This window comes from Pseudomonas sp. EA_65y_Pfl1_P113 (assembly GCF_963970525.1).
In the GTDB taxonomy this organism is placed as follows: domain Bacteria; phylum Pseudomonadota; class Gammaproteobacteria; order Pseudomonadales; family Pseudomonadaceae; genus Aquipseudomonas; species Aquipseudomonas tritici.
In genome coordinates this window covers 108068-126448 of record NZ_CAXAQM010000010.1, presented here as the reverse complement: position 1 = coordinate 126448, position 18381 = coordinate 108068, and the positions used below count along the sequence as shown (strand labels likewise).

Here is an 18381-nt window from a genome sequence, read left to right as displayed (position 1 = left end):
GTAGTTCGCCACTTTAGGCACCGCGCTGGCGCGCGCAGCAGTAGACATGCACCACGCTTCAGGCGTCGTCGCGCAACTCCTCGATGCTGATCTCGCGCATGCGGAATTTCTGAACCTTGCCCGTGACCGTCATTGGAAACTCCTCCACGATCTTGAAATGCTTGGGCGTCTTGAAATGCGCGATTCGCCCCTTGCACCAGGTGTGCAGTTCCAATTCATTGGCCACATGGCCTGGATGAAACTTGACCCAGGCGACGATGGCTTCACCGAAGCGTTCATCCGGAATGCCGATCACCTGTACATCCGCCACTGCCGGATGGGTGAAGAAAAACTCCTCCAACTCGCGCGGGTATACGTTCTCGCCACCGCGAATGATCATGTCCTTGTTGCGCCCCGCGATGCATACATAACCCTGGGCGTCCATGCTCGCCAGGTCGCCGGTGTGCATCCAGCCGGCGTCATCGATGGCCTCGCGGGTGGCGTCGGGGTTATTCCAGTAGCCGAGCATCACGCTGTAGCCACGGGTGCATAACTCGCCGATTTCACCGCGTGCGACGGTATTGCCGTCAGCGTCGATGATCTTGTTTTCCAACTGCGGCTGGGTGCGACCGACCGTGGTGACGCGACGTTCCAGGTCATCATCCGCGCCGGTTTGTAGGGACACCGGGCTGGTTTCGGTCATGCCGTAGGCAATCTGCACCTCACTCATGTGCATCTCGTTGATGACCCGGCGCATCACTTCGATGGGGCACGTCGCACCGGCCATGATGCCGGTGCGCAAGGTAGACAGGTCGAACTCGCCGAGACGTGGGTGATCGAGCATGGCGATAAACATGGTCGGCACGCCGTACAGGCCGGTGGCGCGCTCTTCGGCGACGGCAGTGAGGGTCTGCAGCGGGTCGAAGCCGTCATTGGGGTAGATCATGGTGGTGCCGTGGGTGATGCAGCCCAGATTGCCCATCACCATGCCAAAGCAGTGATAAAGCGGCACCGGGATCACCAGGCGATCCTGCGCGGTCAAACCCAGGCTTTCACCGACCATGTAGCCGTTATTGAGAATGTTGTGATGACTGAGGGTCGCGCCCTTGGGGAAGCCGGTGGTGCCGGAGGTGTACTGGATATTCACGGCTTGGTCGAAGTGCAGGCTGGCCTGGCGGTTGTGTAACTGTTCGGGCGCAATGCCAGCGCCGAGCGCGGCCAACTGCGACCAGGGCAGGAATCCCGTGGGCGGACTGGGGTCGAGGCTGATCATGCCGCGCAGCTCGGGCTTCAATTCCTGGAGCATCGCGTGGTAATCGGACGTCTTGAACGACCCGGCGCATACCAGCCACTGGCAACCGGACTGCTTGAGCACGTACGCCAATTCACTGCTGCGGTACGCCGGATTGATATTGACCAGGATCACACCCAGCTTGGCACTGGCGATCTGGCTGATACACCACTCGGCGCAATTGGGTGCCCAGATACCCAGGCGATCACCGATCTGCATGCCCAGCGCGAGGAATGCGCGGGCATGTAAATCCACGGCCTGCGCCAGTTGCTGCCAGGTGTAGCGCTGCTGTTGATGGCGCACCACCAGCGCCTCGCCATCGGGAAACTGTGCAACGGTGCGATCAAAGGCCTGGCCAATCGTCATGGCCAGCAAGGTCTTGTCCTGAACGCCACGGCTGTAGCTCTGATTCGATTGATCCATAACGACCCCTGTTGTCTTTTTTGTAGGTTGACGTAAACGTAAACTACGATTGACAGCGCCTTAACGCAAGCTTACGTTAACGTAAAGGTGAACGCCCTCCCCTGGCGCGCCATCCACACAAAAACAACGCTCACATTAAGGTGCCCGTCCATGAGTTACCCGTCCCTGAACTTCGCCCTCGGTGAAACCATCGACATGCTGCGCGACCAGGTGCAGTCGTTCGTGGGCAAGGAAATCGCGCCCCGTGCGGCACAGATTGATATCGACAACCTGTTCCCAGTGGACCTGTGGCGCAAGTTCGGCGACATGGGCCTGTTAGGCATTACTGTGCCGGAAGAGTACGGCGGCGCCGGCCTGGGTTACCTGGCGCACGTGGTGGCCATGGAAGAAATCAGCCGCGGTTCGGCGTCGGTGGCCTTGTCCTATGGCGCGCACTCCAACCTGTGCGTAAACCAGATCAACCGCAACGGCAACCACGAACAGAAACTCAAGTACCTGCCCAAACTCATCAGCGGCGAACACGTCGGCGCGTTAGCCATGAGCGAGCCGAACGCCGGTTCCGATGTGGTCTCGATGAAACTGCGCGCGGATAAGCGCGGCGATCATTACGTGCTCAACGGCAGCAAGACCTGGATCACCAACGGCCCTGACGCCAGCACCTACGTGATCTACGCTAAGACCGACCTGGAAAAAGGTGCCCACGGCATCACCGCGTTTATCGTCGAGCGCGACTGCAAAGGCTTCAGCCGCAGCAACAAGTTCGACAAACTAGGCATGCGCGGCTCCAACACCTGCGAACTGTTTTTCGATGACGTCGAAGTGCCCGAAGAAAACATCCTCGGTGTACTCAATGGCGGCGTGAAAGTGCTGATGAGCGGCCTGGACTACGAACGCGTGGTGCTTTCCGGTGGCCCCACCGGGATCATGCAGGCCTGCATGGACCTGATCGTGCCCTACATCCACGACCGCAAGCAGTTCGGCCAGAGCATCGGCGAATTCCAGCTGATCCAGGGCAAGGTCGCCGACATGTACACCCAACTCAACGCCAGCCGCGCCTATCTCTACGCGGTGGCCCAGGCCTGCGAACGTGGCGAAACCACGCGCAAGGATGCTGCCGGGGTGATCCTCTACAGCGCCGAACGCGCCACGCAAATGGCCCTCGATGCGATCCAGATTCTCGGTGGCAACGGCTACATCAACGAATTCCCTGCCGGGCGCCTGCTGCGCGATGCCAAGCTGTACGAAATCGGCGCCGGCACCAGTGAGATCCGCCGGATGCTGATCGGCCGCGAACTCTTTAACGAGACGAAATGAATTTCGTCAGCCGCAAGTGCCAAGCTTCAAGCTGCAAGAGGACCGCGTTTACTTGCAGCTTGTGGCTGACAGCTTGCAGTTCGTAGCTCGCAACGCCTACGGAGTAAGCCATGCTTTTACACACCCAGCTCAACCCACGATCGGCGGAGTTTGCCGCCAACAGCGCGGCGATGCGCCAACAGGTCGACGCCCTGCACAGCCTGCTCGCGCATGTGCAGCAAGGCGGCGGCGCCAAGGCTCAGGAACGGCACACGTCACGCGGCAAATTGCTGCCACGCGAGCGCATCAACCGCCTTCTCGACCCAGGCTCGCCGTTTCTCGAGCTCAGCCAATTGGCCGCTTATCAGGTGTATGGCGAAGATGTGCCCGCCGCTGGCGTAATAGCCGGGATCGGCCGCGTGGAGGGCGTCGAATGCATGATCGTCGCCAACGATGCCACCGTAAAAGGCGGCTCCTACTACCCCCTGACTGTAAAAAAGCACCTGCGCGCGCAAACCATCGCCGAGCAGAATCGCCTGCCGTGCATTTACCTAGTGGACTCCGGCGGCGCCAACCTGCCACGTCAGGATGAAGTGTTTCCGGACCGCGAGCACTTCGGGCGGATCTTCTTCAACCAAGCCAATATGAGCGGCCAAGGCATCCCGCAGATTGCCGTGGTAATGGGCTCATGCACAGCCGGCGGTGCTTATGTGCCGGCGATGGCGGACGAGGCAATCATGGTGCGCAACCAGGCGACGATATTCCTCGCCGGACCGCCTTTGGTGAAGGCTGCCACCGGTGAAGTAGTCAGCGCCGAAGACCTCGGCGGTGCCGATGTGCACTGCAAGATCTCTGGCGTGGCCGACCACTACGCCGACAGCGATGAACACGCTCTGGCGCTGGCCCGGCGCAGCGTGGCCAACCTCAACTGGCGCAAGCAGGGCGAACTGTTGCAGCGCACGCCCGTAGCACCGCTTTACAGCTGCGAAGAGCTTTACGGTGTGATCCCGGCCGACGCCAAGCAGCCCTTTGACGTACGCGAAGTGATCGCACGGCTGGTCGACGGCTCGGTGTTCGATGAGTTCAAAGCACTGTTCGGTAACACGCTGGTGTGCGGCTTTGCGCACCTGCACGGCTACCCGATGGCGATACTGGCCAACAACGGGATTCTGTTTGCCGAGGCGGCGCAAAAAGGCGCGCACTTTATCGAGTTGGCCTGTCAGCGCGGCATTCCCCTGCTGTTCCTGCAGAACATCACCGGCTTTATGGTCGGGCAGAAATACGAAGCTGGCGGCATTGCCAAACACGGCGCCAAGCTGGTCACCGCAGTGGCCTGCGCCAAGGTGCCGAAGTTCACGGTGATCATCGGTGGCAGCTTTGGTGCCGGTAACTATGGCATGTGCGGCCGTGCCTATGACCCGCGTTTCTTGTGGATGTGGCCGAACGCACGCATCGGCGTGATGGGGGCCGAACAGGCGGCCGGCGTGCTGGTGCAGGTAAAACGTGAGCAGGCTGAACGCGCGGGCGTTGGTTTCAGCGCCGAAGAAGAAGCCGCGATCAAGCAGCCAATCCTCGACCAGTACGAAACCCAGGGCCACCCCTACTATTCCAGCGCGCGCCTGTGGGACGACGGTGTCATCGATCCGCTGCAGACCCGTGACGTGCTGGCCCTGGCCTTGTCCGCCTCGCTGAACGCCCCCATCGAGCCGAGCCGCTTCGGCGTGTTCCGCATGTAAATGGAGCTGCACCCCATGAGCGATTTCAATACCCTCGAACTGATCACCGACAGCCGTGGTTTTGCCACGCTGTGGCTCAGTCGTGAAGCCAAGAACAACGCATTCAACGCCGAGATGATCCGCGAACTGATCATCGCCCTCGACCAGGTGCAAGGCGATCCGTCCTTGCGCTTTTTAGTCCTACGCGGGCGAGGCAAGCACTTCAGTGCCGGCGCAGACCTGGCCTGGATGCAGCAATCGGCCGAATTGGATTACCACACCAACCTGGACGACGCCCGCGAACTGGCGGAGCTGATGTACAACCTGGCCAAGCTGAAAATCCCGACACTGGCGGTGGTACAAGGCGCGGCCTACGGCGGCGCACTGGGCCTGATCAGTTGCTGCGACATGGCGATTGGCGCGGACGACGCGCAGTTCTGTCTGTCGGAAGTACGCATTGGCTTGGCGCCGGCGGTGATCAGCCCGTTTGTGGTGCAGGCCATCGGCGAACGCGCGGCGCGGCGCTATGCGCTGACCGCTGAGCGATTTGGCGGCCAGCGTGCACGGGAGATCGGTTTGCTGGCGGAGAGCTACCCAATCGACACGCTGGACCAGCAGGTGGAACAGTGGGTCGCCAACCTGTTGCAAAACAGCCCGGCGGCGATGCGTGCCAGCAAAGACTTGCTGCGCGAAGTCGGCAACGGCGCCCTCACCCCGGCCCTGCGTCGCTATTGCGAAAATGCGATTGCGCGCATTCGCGTCAGCGCCGAGGGCCAGGAAGGTTTGCGCGCCTTCCTGCAAAAACGTCCACCGAGCTGGCAGCCACAGGAGCCGCGTTCATGAGCCCACTCACGACCCTGCTGGTCGCCAATCGTGGCGAGATCGCTTGCCGCGTGATGCGCACCGCCAAGGCCATGGGCCTGAAAACCGTGGCCGTACACAGCGCCACCGACCGCGATGCACGCCACAGCCGTGAGGCCGATATCCGTGTCGACCTGGGCGGCAGCAAGGCCACAGACAGCTACCTGCAAATCGATAAACTGATCGCCGCCGCCCAGGCCAGTGGCGCCCAGGCAATTCACCCAGGCTATGGTTTTCTGTCGGAGAACGCAGGGTTTGCCCGCGCGATTGAAGCCGCCGGCTTGATCTTCCTCGGGCCGCCCGCCTCGGCCATCGATGCCATGGGCAGCAAGTCGGCCGCAAAGGCGTTGATGGAAACCGCCGGCGTGCCGCTGGTGCCGGGTTATCACGGCGAGGCCCAGGACTTGGAAACCTTCCGCGCGGCCTGCGAGCGTATCGGCTACCCCGTACTGCTCAAGGCCACGGCCGGTGGCGGTGGCAAAGGCATGAAGGTGGTCGAGGACGTCAGCCAACTGGCCGAGGCCCTGGCCTCGGCACAACGTGAGGCGCTGTCGTCCTTCGGCAACGGGCAGATGCTGGTTGAAAAATACCTGCTCAAGCCGCGTCACGTGGAGATCCAGGTGTTTGCCGATCAGCATGGGCATTGCCTGTACCTCAATGAACGGGATTGCTCGATCCAGCGGCGCCACCAAAAAGTCGTCGAGGAAGCGCCGGCTCCAGGCTTGAGTGTTGAACAACGCAAAGCCATGGGCGAAGCCGCTGTGCGTGCGGCCCAGGCCATCGGGTATGTCGGCGCAGGTACCGTGGAGTTTTTGCTGGACGCTCGCGGTGAGTTCTTCTTCATGGAGATGAACACGCGTCTGCAGGTGGAGCATCCGGTGACCGAGGCGATTACGGGCCTCGACCTGGTGGCCTGGCAGATTCGTGTCGCTCAGGGCGAGGCGCTGCCGATCACCCAGGAGCAGGTGCCGCTGATCGGCCATGCGATCGAAGTACGCCTGTATGCCGAGGACCCGGCCAATGATTTCCTGCCCGCCACCGGGCACCTGACGCTGTACCGCGAACCCGCGTCGGGCGCTGGCCGCCGCGTGGACAGCGGTGTCGAGCAAGGCGATAGCGTGTCGCCCTACTACGACCCGATGCTGGGCAAGCTGATTGCCTGGGGCGAGGACCGTGAACAGGCGCGCCTGCGCCTGCTGGGCATGCTGGATGAGTTTGCCGTGGGTGGCCTGAAGACCAACCTGGGCTTTTTGCGGCGCATTATCGGGCATCCGGCGTTTGCGGCAGCCGAGTTGGATACCGGCTTTATTCCGCGCTATCAGGATGAGCTGCTGCCGACACCTGGCGAACTGAGCAATGATTTCTGGCAGGCAGCGGGCGCGGCGTTCATACAGACCTTGCCGGCCGGTGACGGGCCTTGGGCAGATAAGCGAGGCTTTCGTGCCGGTTTACCTGCCGAGGTTTCGCTGCATTTGAGCTGCAATGGTCAGGATCGGCTGGTGACACTCGCTGCCGATACCGCGCAATTGCGCGGTGAACAGTTGTTGATCGAGCACCAGGGCGTGCGCCTTGGCCATCTGGCTGTGCGCCACGACCGCACGGTGTACCTGCGTTGGGACGGCGAGGTGCATGCCGTCAGCCTGCTTGACCCGATTGCAGCGTTCGACGCCAGCGGCGCTCATCAAGGTGGCCTTACGGCACCGATGAACGGCAGCATCGTGCGCGTGCTGGTGCAGGTCGGGGACAACGTGGAGGCCGGCACGCAACTGGTGGTGCTGGAGGCTATGAAGATGGAACACAGCATTCGCGCGCCCCAGGCTGGAGTGGTCAAGGCGCTGTTCTGCCAGGAAGGCGAAATGGTTGCCGAAGGTTGCGCGTTGGTGGAGCTGGAAACAAAGGTCTAGAACTTTGCCGTGGCCTGCACAACGACGCCAAGAATGCGGCAATCGCCGGTGAACTGCCGTTTCGGGTAAGTCGGATTGAGCGGCACCAGATAGAGCTGGCCGCTCTCTTCCTGCAGCTGACGGAAGGTCGCCTGGGGGCTATCGGCCCATTGGGCGACCACCAGCTTGCCGGGCTCGGCGGTAATGGCCGGATCGACCAGAATCATCATGCCCGCACTCACGCTGAGCCCGCTGGGTGCCGTCATGGCATCGCTTGTGACCGGCAGCCAAAAGGCATCGCCGTGGGCATGATAATCCGTCAACTCGAAGCGGGCGGTACCATAAGGCGTTCGCTCTTCGCGGATTTCGCACAGCCCTTTCCAGTCGCTGACCGGATAGCGGAAATACGGGTTGTAGTTTTTCTCCGGAGGCACTTCATCGGCCCGCTCGCGAATATCCAGCGCGACCTCCAGGTAGCCCAGGCCCAACGCCGCCAATACCCGGTTCATGTCCGCCAGGCTGGGTGCACGGCGCTTGTTGAGCCAATGGCCCACGCCCCCCTGGGACATGCCCAAGCGTTCAGCCAACTCACCTTGCGTGACCTTGCGGTCTTCCATGTTGGCCTTGACCAACGCGATCCAGTTATCCATGGGGCTGACAATACGTCACGTAGTTTTCAGGGCAATAAACAGTTTGTAGTAATCCATAAAACGACATAAATACGATACGTACTATCATCGGACATAAGGTTTTCGACACCCACCCAGAGTACCGCCCCTTATGACGACAAGCCCGCTTCTCCTGCCTGAAATCCCGGAAGACGATGAATTGCACGACCTGCGCAGCAGCGGTGCTGCCAAGCGTGCGTTGGACTTTTACTTGAAAGAGGATATGTCGACATCAACCCCTGAAGAGGCCTTGTTTGCCATCAATGCAGGCATCAGCCAGGAGGACGCCCTGGTGCACGCCTCGGAGCTGTTGCGCAGCGCTGCGGCCACGGCCTATGCATCAGCGAGCAGCCATCAGGGCAGTCATCGTGACATGGCGTTTTCAGTGGTGTATTTGATCGATATGGCGAAGGCGATGGTGGAGCGGTCGTTGCAAGTGCCAGAGGCTCAAGCGAATAGATAACTGGCGGTTAGAAAAAATATTTCTATCCCAAGGATAAAAACATTTGACTTGCAAATGATAATGATTATTATTGGGCCTAGCTGATCGCGAGATCAGTCGATAGAACAAGGGACCTTAGGTCGGACTCTTGGAATATCTCCTCATCAGGCTAATCACGGTTTTTGACCCGGCTCTTTGGCCGGGTCTTTTTTTTGCCAGTTTCCCTGGCGTGGCTTCAGGCTAATGAAGACTGTGTGCGACTTGATGGCGCGCATGGTAGCAAACGACCATCGCCAAAAGAAAGCCAGCGGATAGCTCTAGCCCACATCTTTGCGAATTAGCGCTTGAGAATCAATCTCATAGATTCTAAGCTGCCGCGGCGTCAAGGACGACGCCCCCTCCCTCTCGCAACAATTTTGCATCCGATCTTTACCAGACTCCTGTGTAATATAGCCGCCACAACACTCATATTCAGGCAACCAGACTATGACCGTGGCCTTGACCTCCATCAAAATCAGCACCGACTTCGACAGTGGCAATATCCAGGTACTGGATGCCCACGATGCCTATCAGTTGTTGCTGGCAATCAAACCCGATACATGCAGCGCGCATTACCAATGGTTCCACTTCAAGGCCGAAGGCATGCATGTGGGCCACACCCATACCTTTCGCCTGAGCAACGCCGGACAGTCCTCCTACCCCAACGCATGGAGCGGCTACAACGCCGTGGCGTCCTACGACCACATCAATTGGTTTAGGGTACCTTCGCGATTTGATGGAGAAATCCTGCATATCAGCCTCGAGACCCGCGAAAAACATGCCTGGCTCGCCTATTTCGAACCCTATAGCCGCGAGCGTCACGACTGGCTGATCGAGCAGGCCCTGAACCGCACTGGCACCCAACTGCTGGCCACCGGTAAAAGTGTTGAAGGCCGTGATATCCAGCTGTTACGGCGGGGTAAAGGGGGCGAAGGCCGGCGCAAGATCTGGATCATCGCTCAACAGCACCCCGGCGAGCACATGGCCGAATGGTTTATGGAAGGCATCATCGAACGCCTGCAACAGGACGGCGACGATGAGATGAAAAAGCTGCTGAAAGTCGCCGACCTGTATCTGGTGCCCAACATGAACCCGGACGGCGCCTTCCACGGCCACCTGCGCACCAACGCCATGGGCCAGGACCTCAACCGCGCCTGGCAGAGCGCCAGCCAGGAGAACAGCCCGGAAGTGCTGTTCGTGCAGCAACAAATGGAAAAGTACGGCGTTGACCTGTTCCTCGATATCCACGGCGACGAGGAAATCCCCTACGTATTCACCGCTGGCTGTGAAGGCAACCCCGGCTATACCCCGCGCATCGAGGCGCTGGAAGAACATTTCCGCAGCCACTTGAGTGGCCTGACCCGCGACTTCCAGACGACCTACGGCTATACCCGCGACCTGCCGGGAGAAGCCAACATGAGCCTGGCCTGCAACGCGGTAGGCGAGCAATACGACTGCCTGTCCCTGACCCTGGAAATGCCCTTCAAGGACAACGACGACGCCCCCAACCCGCACACCGGTTGGTCAGGTAAACGCTCGATGCAGTTGGGCAAGGATGTGTTGAGCACCGTCGCCTCTATCGTCGACGAACTGCGTTAAACCGACTCGGCGGGCACCCGCCGACAATCCTCGGGCCCCAGCAAGCGTCCATCCGCGGAGCGCAATTCCAGCGCTCGCAGCGGCTCACCCTGGGCGCGGTCTACCATCACTGAATGCGCCTCGCCTGCCCCGTAGAAAAACCCTTCCCCCCACTGCCGTAACCCGATGATCACGTTGAACAGGCCTTGACCCTTTTCCGTGAGGGCGTACTCCTGATACGCACTACCATCCGACGCAGGCACGACCTCTAGCACGCCATGGTTCACCAGGCTGCGCAAGCGCGTGGACAGAATATTCTTGGCCATCTCCAAGCTGCGCTGGAATTCACTAAAGCGACGGATGCCATCAAACGCGTCGCGAATGATCAGCAACGACCAACCATCGCCAATGGCATCCAACGAACGCGCCACCGGGCATTCGGCACTTTCAAAACGGGTGAGGTTGACCATCAGGCTGCCTGTCTTGGATCAATAATGTGGTTGCAATATAAAACCGGAATCCTTACCGTGCAACTGGTTTCATTTTAGAACCACACAAGGATAAGCCGCATGCCCTCATCCCCCTTGAGCGGCGCCGTGGTGTTGCTGTTCGCCATCGCCTGTGGCCTGTCGGTGGCCAACGTCTACTACGCGCAGCCGCTGCTCGACGCCATGGCCGAGACCTTCGCCATGGATCACGCCACCGTTGGCATCATCATCGCCCTCACCCAGGTCGGCTATGGCGTGGGACTGTTGCTGCTGGTGCCTCTCGGGGATTTACTCAACCGGCGCAAACTGATCGTCACCCAACTGCTGCTTTCCACGCTCGCCGTGCTGGTGGTGGCGTTGTCTTGCAACAGTTTCTGGTTGCTGGCCGGCATGGTGCTCACCGGGCTGTTGGCCGTTATCGCCCAGGTGCTGGTGGCATTCGCGGCCCATCTGGCGTCGCCTGAACAGCGCGGGCACGTGGTCGGGCTGGTTACCAGCGGTATCGTGGTCGGCTTGCTGCTGGCGCGCTCGGTTTCAGGCGCCATGGCTGACCTGGCGGGTTGGCGTTCGGTGTACATGCTGTCGGCAGGCCTGACGTTATTGATGGCGATCCTGCTGTGGAGAGTGCTGCCAGGCACGGAGCAACCGCAGGCAACCGGCACCTATGGCGCGTTGATCCGCTCGGTTTTCAGCTTGTTCAAAGAGGAAAAAGTCCTGCGTGACCGCGCCGTGCTGGCGATGCTGATTTTCGCCGCCGGCACCGTCCTGTGGACGCCAATGGTATTGCCCTTGAGCGCCCCGCCGCTGTCGCTTTCGCACACGCAGGTCGGCCTCTTCGGGCTCGCCGGTGCCGCCGGAGCCCTGGGTGCCGCGCACGCCGGACGCCTGGCCGACAAGGGCTTCGCCCAATGGGTCAGCGGCACGGCACTGCTGCTCATGCTGCTCTCTTGGGTTGCCATCGGTTTTACCCAATCGTCTCTGTGGGCACTGTCGCTGGGGGTGATTGTGTTCGACCTGGGCTTGCAGGCCGTGCACGTCACCAGCCAAAGCCTGATCTATGCGGTACGCCCCGATGCACAGAGTCGGCTGGTGGCGGGTTACATGGTGTTTTACTCAGTAGGCAGTGCGGTGGGATCGGTCAGTGCCACGGCGATGTATGCCTGGGCCGGGTGGATCGGGGTGTGCGGCCTGGGCGCGGCGATGAACCTGCTGGCATTGATCTACTGGCTGACCACACTGCCCCCGAAACCGGTCTCAGTCTTTGCTGCCGGTCATGCTTTGAAGCACGCCGTCACGGCGAATCAGCCCATGGAACAGCGCCGCCGCCAGGTGCAACAACACGGTGAGGAATAGCAGATAGGCCAGGAACCCATGGGCCTTGCGCAGCACCGCAAACAAAGGCGCATTTGCCCCCACCAGCGCCGGCAGCTGCACTGAACTGCTAAGCATCACCGGGTCGCCCGCCGCCGAAATCATCGCCCAACCCAGCAGCGGCAACACCAGCATCAAGGCATACAGCACCAGGTGAGACGCCTTGGCTGCCAACACTTGCCACAGCGGTACGTCGGCGGGCAACGGTGCTTGGCGCGTGGAGAAGCGCACCACCAGCCGCACGATCACCAGCGCCAGAATCGCGATACCCAGCGGCTTGTGCAGGTGGATCAACCATTCATGCCGCTGCGAAACCGACGCCGCCAGGCCCGCGCCGATAAACAGCATGGCGATGACCATCAGCGCCATGAGCCAGTGCAGCAGGCGCGCCAGGGGGGCGAAAAACCGTGGTTGGTCATTCATGGCTTCGACTCCTGAGGGGCGCTGCGCAACGGGCTGACTTCACCGGCGCGGCGCAGGTACGAACTGGCATACGCCGCCGAACGTGCCGCGAGCAACGGGTCATTGGAGGCTTCGATGCCACTGGGCAGAATCAGCGGGTCGAAGTTGATATCGCGGCAATCGCCATCGGCCTGAGCCTGGCTGCTTTGCAGCACCAGGGTGCCGGCATTGATGACTTTATGCTCGCCGGTCCAGGTCTTGCTCGCATCGTCCAGCGGGTCACCGGGATTGGCCAAGGTCATGTTCAACTGCCAACGCAACGGTCCAGCGGACAGGCGTCGCACCAGGTCTTTTTCCAGGAAATCGCTGCCCGCAGGTGAGGTATCGCCCGCTGCATCCTGACGCTGTGGCACCACGCCCCAACGCACGGCCTGGCGCTTGCCATCGGCGCCCACCAGGTAAAACGCGTTGATACCGTTGTAGGTTTCGGTCGCATAACTGGCGGAAGGCTTGGCGGTCTTGACCCACGCCAGGAACGGCGCCGTCTCGGGATGAGCCGCAAAGAACGCTGGCATGCTCGCCGGGTTGGGCTTGCCGGTGGAAGGCTCCGGCGCACCGGCCTTGAGCATCTGGTAGAACGCCTCGGGCGTACCCACCGGGAACACTGGCATGCTGTTCATGCCGGTGCGCCACTGCTGGCCGTTGGATTGGCTAAATTGCACGGCAAAGCTGCGGATCGGCACACTGCTGTCCGGCGCATAAGGGTTGCCGCTGGGCAAGGCAAACCGGCCGATCAGCGGGGTCTTGGCCTCGTTGAACACCTGGGCACTGGAGTAGGCACGCGCCTCGGGGCTGCTCTCGAAATAGCCGGCCACGCACACGCCCTTGGCATGGTTACGCCGGAAGCCTGGGTGGACACCGTTGTTGGTTTCCAAGGCATTGACCAGGGTTTTCGGACGCAAGCGCTGTGGGTCGAGGGTGCCATTGACGTAGGCAAATGCCCCCGCCATAACCGCAACCACGGCTCCGATACCCGCCAGGCGCGCGATCAGGCTCGACGTGCTCAAGGGGGGACGGGGCGGTGATGAGTGATCTACCATGAAGAAACTCCAGGGCCAAAGGCCGTAGGGGTGAACATAAGGTCGGAGCATTAAGACGAACGCCGATTGGCTCTATTCCCAGGCCTTGGATTTATTTCCCGGCAAGGGGGAATAACCTTCATCGCCGCACGTCTCTCTAGTCCCAGCGTAGTGAACAGCCAGCTCCCCATGCATGAACTCGACGAACCGTTACGTGAACTCATCCCCAGGCTGCGGCGCTTTGCCGTGTCCCTGACGCGTAACACCAGCAGCGCCGACGACCTGGTGCAGTCGACCCTGGAACGAGCGATCATCAGTTGGGCCGACAAACGCGTCGAAGGCGACTTGCGCGCGTGGCTGTTCTCGATCCTCTATCGGCAGTTCCTCGACACCCACCGCCGCACACGGCGCTACGCACGCATGCTGGAATTCTTTACCGGGCGTGATGATGCACAGCCGTCGGTCGAACGTACGGTGATCGCCCAGTCAACCCTGCAAGCCTTCGATCAACTCAACACCGAGCAGCGTGCCCTGCTGCTGTGGGTCTCGGTCGAAGGCTTGAGCTACAAGGAAGTCGCCGAGATCCTCGATGTCCCCATCGGTACCGTAATGTCGCGCCTGTCCCGGGCACGCCAAGCCCTGCGTCAACTCAGTGATGGCGAAATTGCCAGCCCTTCCCTGCGGATACTCAAATGATCAGCCTGCCCCCCAGCGAACGCGATTTGCATGCCTACGTCGATCACCAACTGCTGGAAAGTGATCGCCGTGTCCTGGAAACCTATCTGGCGGCCCATCCGGACGTCGCCGCCCAGGTCCACGCCTGGCAGCACGACGCGCAATTGCTGCGCGCCGCATTGGGCGGTGCCCTGCAACAGCCGGCTAACCCGGACCTGGACCCAGCACTGATTCGCCAGCGCATCAAGCGCCAATCGCGCCGCCATTTCGCTACGGCAGCCATGCTATTGATCGCCGTCAGCCTCGGTGGCCTGGGTGGCTGGCACGCCCGTGAAGCCACTCAGCCGCCTCTGTTGCCGATGGCCGATGCGATGCAAGCCTTCCGCCTGTTTGCCCAGGACGGCATCATGCCCGCCGACTACAAGGTTCAGGGCGACGGCACGATGCAGGCTTGGCTAGACCGCTACTTCAACCAGGCGCACCGCCTGCCTGACCTGAGCGCATCGGGCTTCAGGCCGGTCAGCGGGCGCCTGCTCACTACCGAGCAAGGTGCCGCCGCCATGGTGCTCTACGAAGACCCGCAAGGGCGGCGCATCAGTTTCTACATCCGCCCGCCTGGCCCGGATAACGGTTTCCTGCCCAGTGGCAGCCGCCGCGCCGATGGCTTGCAGGCCCAATACTGGTCGGGCGCTGGCTACAACTATGCGGTGGTCAGCCCCGTGGGCCAGCCGACCCCGCAGATGCTGAAGTTCTAGAAGCCCACGCCCAACACGATGCTATCGAGCTAGGTGCCGCCCAGCGGCACCTAGCTCTATTGGTCAAATCGCGGCGGGCGCCCTACAGTAAGCGACCACTGAAATACAGAGTGACTTGCATTGGCCGTGCTTCCCCTTATCCGTCGCCTCCTCGGTAAAAGAACCGACAGCCTCGACGACTCGCCCATCCCTGCATTCTTTCAGCAAAAAGCCGAGCAACAGGGCTTTACCCTGAGCAGCGGCCAAACCCGCGCCATTGCCGCCCTGGCCCGTGAAACCAAGACCCTGCTCGCCGGCCAGCCCACCCGCAGCCTGTATTTGCACGGGTCGGTGGGCCGCGGCAAAAGCTGGCTGCTGGATGGCTTTTTTCAGGCGTTGCCGATTACCGAGAAGCAACGTGTGCACTTCCATGACTTTTTTGCCCAACTGCATCGCGGCATGTTCAAGCATCGCGGGCAAGACGATGCCCTGGTCTTGACCCTGGATGAACTGCTGACGGACTGCCGGGTGCTGTGTTTCGACGAATTCCACGTCCACGACATCGGCGATGCCATGTTGATATCTCGGCTGTTCAAGGCCCTGTTCGGACGCGGTGTGCTGGTGCTGGTAACGTCCAACTATGCGCCGCAAGACTTGCTACCCAACCCCCTGTATCACGAGCGCTTCAAGCCGGTGATCGACCTGATCGCCGCGCGTATGGAGGTGCTGGAAGTCAGCTCGCCCCAGGATTTTCGCAGCCTGCCCCAGACTCGGAGCGTGCAACGCTTTACCAGCGGTCACTACGTCTGGCCGGGGACCGCGAGCCAGCGCAAAGCACTCGGTTTGACCGCTGTAGACTGCACGCCTCAGCCCTTGCCCGTCGGCACTCGAACCTTGATATGTCGCCGCCATACAGGCCGCTCCATTGCCTTCACCTTCAACGACCTGTGCGAACAGTTGACGGCAGTGATGGACTACTTGCTGCTCTGCCAGGACTACGATGACTGGATCATCGACGGCCTGCCACAACTGGCGGAGTGCCCGATTGCCGTGCAGCAGCGATTCATCAATCTGGTGGACGTACTCTACGACCGGGACAAGCAACTGATTCTGATCGGCGAGCAGCCCCTCAACCTTGCCTTGGGTGGCAAAGCCATCGACCTCGCCCGCACCGCCAGCCGTCTCGGACAATTGCAACAGGCCGGCCCGCAACGCTCGCGCGACCCGGTATCATGAACGCCATTCACGCCACCTTGTCGAGTGACTGCGCCGTTCATGAATACCCTCGCCCAACTCAAGGCCGGCCAACTGGCCGGTATCACGCGGCTGGACCTGTCCTGTGGGCTGACCGAATTCCCCCGGGAAATTTTTGAACTGGCCGACTCGCTGGAGATCCTCAACCTCAGCGGTAACGCCCTGAGCAGCCTGCCCGACGACCTGCACCGCCTGCCTCACCTGCGCGTGCTGTTTTGCTCGGATAACCTCTTTACTGAACTGCCAGCCTGCCTGGGCGAATGCACGAGACTGAGCATGATCGGCTTCAAGGCCAACCAGATCCGCCACGTGCCTGCCGCCGCGTTGCCGCCGTTGTTGCGCTGGCTGATCCTGACCGATAACCGCATCAGCCAATTGCCCGACGAACTGGGCAAGCGCCCGCTGCTGCAAAAGCTGATGCTGGCCGGCAATCTCCTGGTGCACCTGCCGGAGAGCCTGGCCCACTGCCACAACCTCGAATTGCTGCGCATCGCCTCCAACCGCCTCACCCATCTGCCGGAATGGCTACTGGCCCTGCCAAGCCTGACCTGGCTGGCCTATGCCGGTAACCCGGTGGAAATGGCGATGGAGGTGGCAGTTGATGACGCCACCCCCAATATTCCCTGGTCCGACCTGGAACTGGCCGAAGTCCTCGGTGAAGGCGCTTCCGGCGTTATCCGCAAAGCGCTGTGGAAACCGTCAGGCAAACCCGTCGCAGTCAAACTCTATAAAGGCACCATCACCAGCGACGGCTCACCGTTGCACGAAATGCAAGCCTGCATCGCCGCCGGGTTGCACCCCAACCTGATCACGGTAGAAGGCCGCGTTATCGGCCATCCTGATGACCAGGCCGCATTGGTGATGGACCTGATCGACCCGAGCTACCGCAACCTTGCAGCCCTGCCGAGCCTGGCCTCGTGCACCCGGGATATCTACGAATCGGGCATGCGCCTCAGGCTTGAAGTGGCCTTGCGCATGGCACGGGGCATCGCTTCGGTGACTGCGCATTTGCACCGTCATGGCATTACCCATGGCGACCTCTACGGCCACAATATTTTATGGAATGAAGCGGGTGATTGCCTGCTGGGGGACTTTGGCGCGGCGTCGTTCCATGCCACGGCAGGCACCCTGGAAACCAAGGCGTTGCAGCGCATTGAAGTGCGGGCGTTCGGCGTGTTGCTGGGGGAGTTGTTGGAGCGGGTTGAGGAGCGGGTGAACAGCGAATTGATGACGCTGCAAGAAAGCTGCTGTCAGCCTGATGTACTGGCGCGGCCAGGGTTCGAGGAAATCGAAGCACTGCTGAACCGGGACTGAAACTCGGTTCAAATGTGGGAGCTGGCTTGCCTGCGATGAGCTCGTGTCATTCACTTTTTCAGTGACTGATACACCGCTATCGCAGGCAAGCCAGCCCACACTTTTTACCGCGTTTCAGCCAGCCAGACCGACGAACATATCCTGCACGTCATCATGGTTGTCCAGGCCTTCCAGGAAGGCTTCGACTTCGGCCATCTGCTCGGCGCTCAAACCGCTCACCGGATTTTTCGAGAGGTAACCCAGCTTGGCCGACAGCACGGTGAAACCCTGCTCCGGCAAGGCCTTTTGTACGGCGTCCAGGTCGGTGGTTTCGGTGATGAACAGGGTGGTGCCCTCTTCTTCGCCGTCTTCGAAATCCTGGGCCCCGGCTTCAATCGCGGCCATTTCCGGATCGGCGTCCGGGCTGTCCGGCGAGGCTTCGATCAGGCCGACGTGGTTGAAGTCCCACGCCACGGAGCCGGAGGCACCCAGTTGACCCTTGCGGAACGCCACACGGATTTCAGCCACGGTGCGGTTGATGTTGTCGGTCACGCACTCGACGATAAGCGGCACCTGGTGCGGGGCGAACCCTTCGTAGGTGACACGGTGGTATTGCACGGTTTCGCCGAGCAGACCGGCGCCTTTCTTGATCGCGCGTTCCAGGGTTTCCTTGGGCATCGAGGCCTTTTTGGCCTGTTCCACCACCAGACGCAGGTGGGCGTTGGTCGCGGTGTCGGCGCCGTTGCGGGCGGCGATGGTGATTTCTTTCACCAGCTTGCCGAAGATCTTGCCCTTGGCATTGGATGCCGCTTCTTTATGTTTGACTTTCCACTGTGCGCCCATGACTCACTCTCTTTTCGTCCATCGCGCCGAAACGTCTACTGGCCGGCGCTTTGGGGGCAGAGTTTATAGC

General features: G+C 61.0%; 17 protein-coding genes. 11 read left to right on the top strand and 6 right to left on the bottom strand.

The window, feature by feature from the left end:
• Positions 1-58: 58 nt before the first annotated feature.
• Positions 59-1693, bottom strand: a complete 1635-nt coding sequence (locus AACY52_RS12165) for an AMP-binding protein (RefSeq protein ID WP_339437217.1) — start codon at positions 1691-1693, stop codon at positions 59-61.
• 150 nt (positions 1694-1843) lie between these two features.
• Between AACY52_RS12165 and AACY52_RS12160 the strand changes: the two genes are divergently transcribed.
• The 4 genes from AACY52_RS12160 (at position 1844) to AACY52_RS12145 (ending at position 7466) form a co-directional block, all read left to right on the top strand.
• On the top strand, positions 1844-3007 hold the full coding sequence (locus AACY52_RS12160) for an isovaleryl-CoA dehydrogenase (RefSeq protein WP_339417942.1): 1164 nt from the start codon (positions 1844-1846) through the stop codon (positions 3005-3007).
• A gap of 110 nt (positions 3008-3117) precedes the next feature.
• Entirely contained in the window at positions 3118-4722 is a 1605-nt protein-coding gene (locus AACY52_RS12155) for a carboxyl transferase domain-containing protein (RefSeq protein ID WP_339417943.1), read from the top strand.
• Positions 4723-4737: 15 nt separating this feature from the next.
• Positions 4738-5544, top strand: a complete 807-nt coding sequence (locus tag AACY52_RS12150; protein ID WP_065873467.1) for a gamma-carboxygeranoyl-CoA hydratase — start codon at positions 4738-4740, stop codon at positions 5542-5544.
• Positions 5541-7466, top strand: coding sequence for an acetyl/propionyl/methylcrotonyl-CoA carboxylase subunit alpha (locus tag AACY52_RS12145; protein WP_339417947.1), 1926 nt, complete (start codon positions 5541-5543; stop codon positions 7464-7466). Before AACY52_RS12150 ends, AACY52_RS12145 begins: the two co-directional genes overlap by 4 nt.
• On the opposite strand, the gene AACY52_RS12140 is transcribed toward AACY52_RS12145, so the two are convergent.
• Positions 7463-8095, bottom strand: a complete 633-nt coding sequence (locus AACY52_RS12140; protein WP_339417949.1) for a S24 family peptidase — start codon at positions 8093-8095, stop codon at positions 7463-7465. The genes AACY52_RS12145 and AACY52_RS12140 overlap by 4 nt on opposite strands.
• 130 nt (positions 8096-8225) lie before the next feature.
• Here AACY52_RS12140 and AACY52_RS12135 point away from each other — a divergent pair, with 130 nt between their 5' ends.
• Both AACY52_RS12135 and AACY52_RS12130 read left to right on the top strand, forming a co-directional pair.
• A complete protein-coding gene (locus AACY52_RS12135; RefSeq protein ID WP_339417951.1) occupies positions 8226-8576 on the top strand; it encodes a DUF3077 domain-containing protein in 351 nt (116 codons plus the stop codon).
• A gap of 465 nt (positions 8577-9041) precedes the next feature.
• A complete protein-coding gene (locus AACY52_RS12130) occupies positions 9042-10193 on the top strand; it encodes a M14-type cytosolic carboxypeptidase (protein WP_339417952.1) in 1152 nt (383 codons plus the stop codon).
• Here the strand turns inward: AACY52_RS12130 and AACY52_RS12125 are convergent.
• Positions 10190-10642: a helix-turn-helix domain-containing protein gene (locus tag AACY52_RS12125; protein ID WP_339560522.1), complete on the bottom strand. Its 453-nt coding sequence runs from the start codon at positions 10640-10642 to the stop codon at positions 10190-10192. The genes AACY52_RS12130 and AACY52_RS12125 overlap by 4 nt on opposite strands.
• Positions 10643-10741: 99 nt before the next feature.
• Between AACY52_RS12125 and AACY52_RS12120 the strand changes: the two genes are divergently transcribed.
• Positions 10742-12013, top strand: a complete 1272-nt coding sequence (locus AACY52_RS12120; protein WP_339438289.1) for an MFS transporter — start codon at positions 10742-10744, stop codon at positions 12011-12013.
• Here the strand turns inward: AACY52_RS12120 and AACY52_RS12115 are convergent.
• Complete coding sequence (locus AACY52_RS12115; RefSeq protein WP_339560521.1) at positions 11915-12454, bottom strand: cytochrome b; 540 nt, start codon at positions 12452-12454, stop codon at positions 11915-11917. The two genes, AACY52_RS12120 and AACY52_RS12115, sit on opposite strands and share 99 nt — an antisense overlap.
• On the bottom strand, positions 12451-13533 hold the full coding sequence (locus tag AACY52_RS12110; RefSeq protein WP_339417957.1) for a catalase family peroxidase: 1083 nt from the start codon (positions 13531-13533) through the stop codon (positions 12451-12453). The genes AACY52_RS12115 and AACY52_RS12110 overlap by 4 nt, the downstream gene beginning before the upstream one ends.
• A gap of 168 nt (positions 13534-13701) precedes the next feature.
• On the opposite strand from AACY52_RS12110, the gene AACY52_RS12105 reads away from it, so the two are divergent.
• From AACY52_RS12105 to AACY52_RS12090, 4 genes are all read left to right on the top strand, one after another.
• Positions 13702-14208 carry a sigma-70 family RNA polymerase sigma factor gene (locus tag AACY52_RS12105; RefSeq protein ID WP_339417958.1) on the top strand — a complete coding sequence of 169 codons (507 nt, stop codon included), beginning with the start codon at positions 13702-13704 and terminating at the stop codon, positions 14206-14208.
• The gene (locus AACY52_RS12100; RefSeq protein WP_339417959.1) at positions 14205-14942 is read left to right on the top strand and encodes an anti-sigma factor; all 738 of its coding nucleotides are present in this window, start codon (positions 14205-14207) and stop codon (positions 14940-14942) included. Before AACY52_RS12105 ends, AACY52_RS12100 begins: the two co-directional genes overlap by 4 nt.
• Positions 14943-15062: 120 nt before the next feature.
• Positions 15063-16157 (top strand): cell division protein ZapE, encoded by a 1095-nt coding sequence (gene zapE / locus AACY52_RS12095; protein WP_339560520.1) that lies wholly within the window; start codon positions 15063-15065, stop codon positions 16155-16157.
• A 39-nt stretch (positions 16158-16196) separates the two neighbouring features.
• Complete coding sequence (locus tag AACY52_RS12090) at positions 16197-17489, top strand: protein kinase (protein WP_339560519.1); 1293 nt, start codon at positions 16197-16199, stop codon at positions 17487-17489.
• A 114-nt stretch (positions 17490-17603) separates the two neighbouring features.
• Here AACY52_RS12090 and AACY52_RS12085 read toward each other — a convergent pair whose 3' ends face one another.
• Positions 17604-18311, bottom strand: coding sequence for a YebC/PmpR family DNA-binding transcriptional regulator (locus AACY52_RS12085; protein WP_049712595.1), 708 nt, complete (start codon positions 18309-18311; stop codon positions 17604-17606).
• Positions 18312-18381: the final 70 nt, after the last annotated feature.

Coding starts and splice junctions, on each gene's coding strand:
- AACY52_RS12155 (WP_339417943.1), top strand. CDS start 3,118: ATGCTTTTACACACCCAGCTCAACCCACGATCGGCGGAGTTTGCCGCC.
- AACY52_RS12085 (WP_049712595.1), bottom strand. CDS start 18,311: ATGGGCGCACAGTGGAAAGTCAAACATAAAGAAGCGGCATCCAATGCC.
- AACY52_RS12165 (WP_339437217.1), bottom strand. CDS start 1,693: ATGGATCAATCGAATCAGAGCTACAGCCGTGGCGTTCAGGACAAGACC.
- AACY52_RS12140 (WP_339417949.1), bottom strand. CDS start 8,095: ATGGATAACTGGATCGCGTTGGTCAAGGCCAACATGGAAGACCGCAAG.
- AACY52_RS12110 (WP_339417957.1), bottom strand. CDS start 13,533: ATGGTAGATCACTCATCACCGCCCCGTCCCCCCTTGAGCACGTCGAGC.
- AACY52_RS12135 (WP_339417951.1), top strand. CDS start 8,226: ATGACGACAAGCCCGCTTCTCCTGCCTGAAATCCCGGAAGACGATGAA.
- AACY52_RS12100 (WP_339417959.1), top strand. CDS start 14,205: ATGATCAGCCTGCCCCCCAGCGAACGCGATTTGCATGCCTACGTCGAT.
- AACY52_RS12160 (WP_339417942.1), top strand. CDS start 1,844: ATGAGTTACCCGTCCCTGAACTTCGCCCTCGGTGAAACCATCGACATG.
- AACY52_RS12120 (WP_339438289.1), top strand. CDS start 10,742: ATGCCCTCATCCCCCTTGAGCGGCGCCGTGGTGTTGCTGTTCGCCATC.
- AACY52_RS12130 (WP_339417952.1), top strand. CDS start 9,042: ATGACCGTGGCCTTGACCTCCATCAAAATCAGCACCGACTTCGACAGT.
- AACY52_RS12105 (WP_339417958.1), top strand. CDS start 13,702: ATGCATGAACTCGACGAACCGTTACGTGAACTCATCCCCAGGCTGCGG.
- AACY52_RS12090 (WP_339560519.1), top strand. CDS start 16,197: ATGAATACCCTCGCCCAACTCAAGGCCGGCCAACTGGCCGGTATCACG.
- AACY52_RS12115 (WP_339560521.1), bottom strand. CDS start 12,454: ATGAATGACCAACCACGGTTTTTCGCCCCCCTGGCGCGCCTGCTGCAC.
- AACY52_RS12145 (WP_339417947.1), top strand. CDS start 5,541: ATGAGCCCACTCACGACCCTGCTGGTCGCCAATCGTGGCGAGATCGCT.
- AACY52_RS12150 (WP_065873467.1), top strand. CDS start 4,738: ATGAGCGATTTCAATACCCTCGAACTGATCACCGACAGCCGTGGTTTT.
- AACY52_RS12125 (WP_339560522.1), bottom strand. CDS start 10,642: ATGGTCAACCTCACCCGTTTTGAAAGTGCCGAATGCCCGGTGGCGCGT.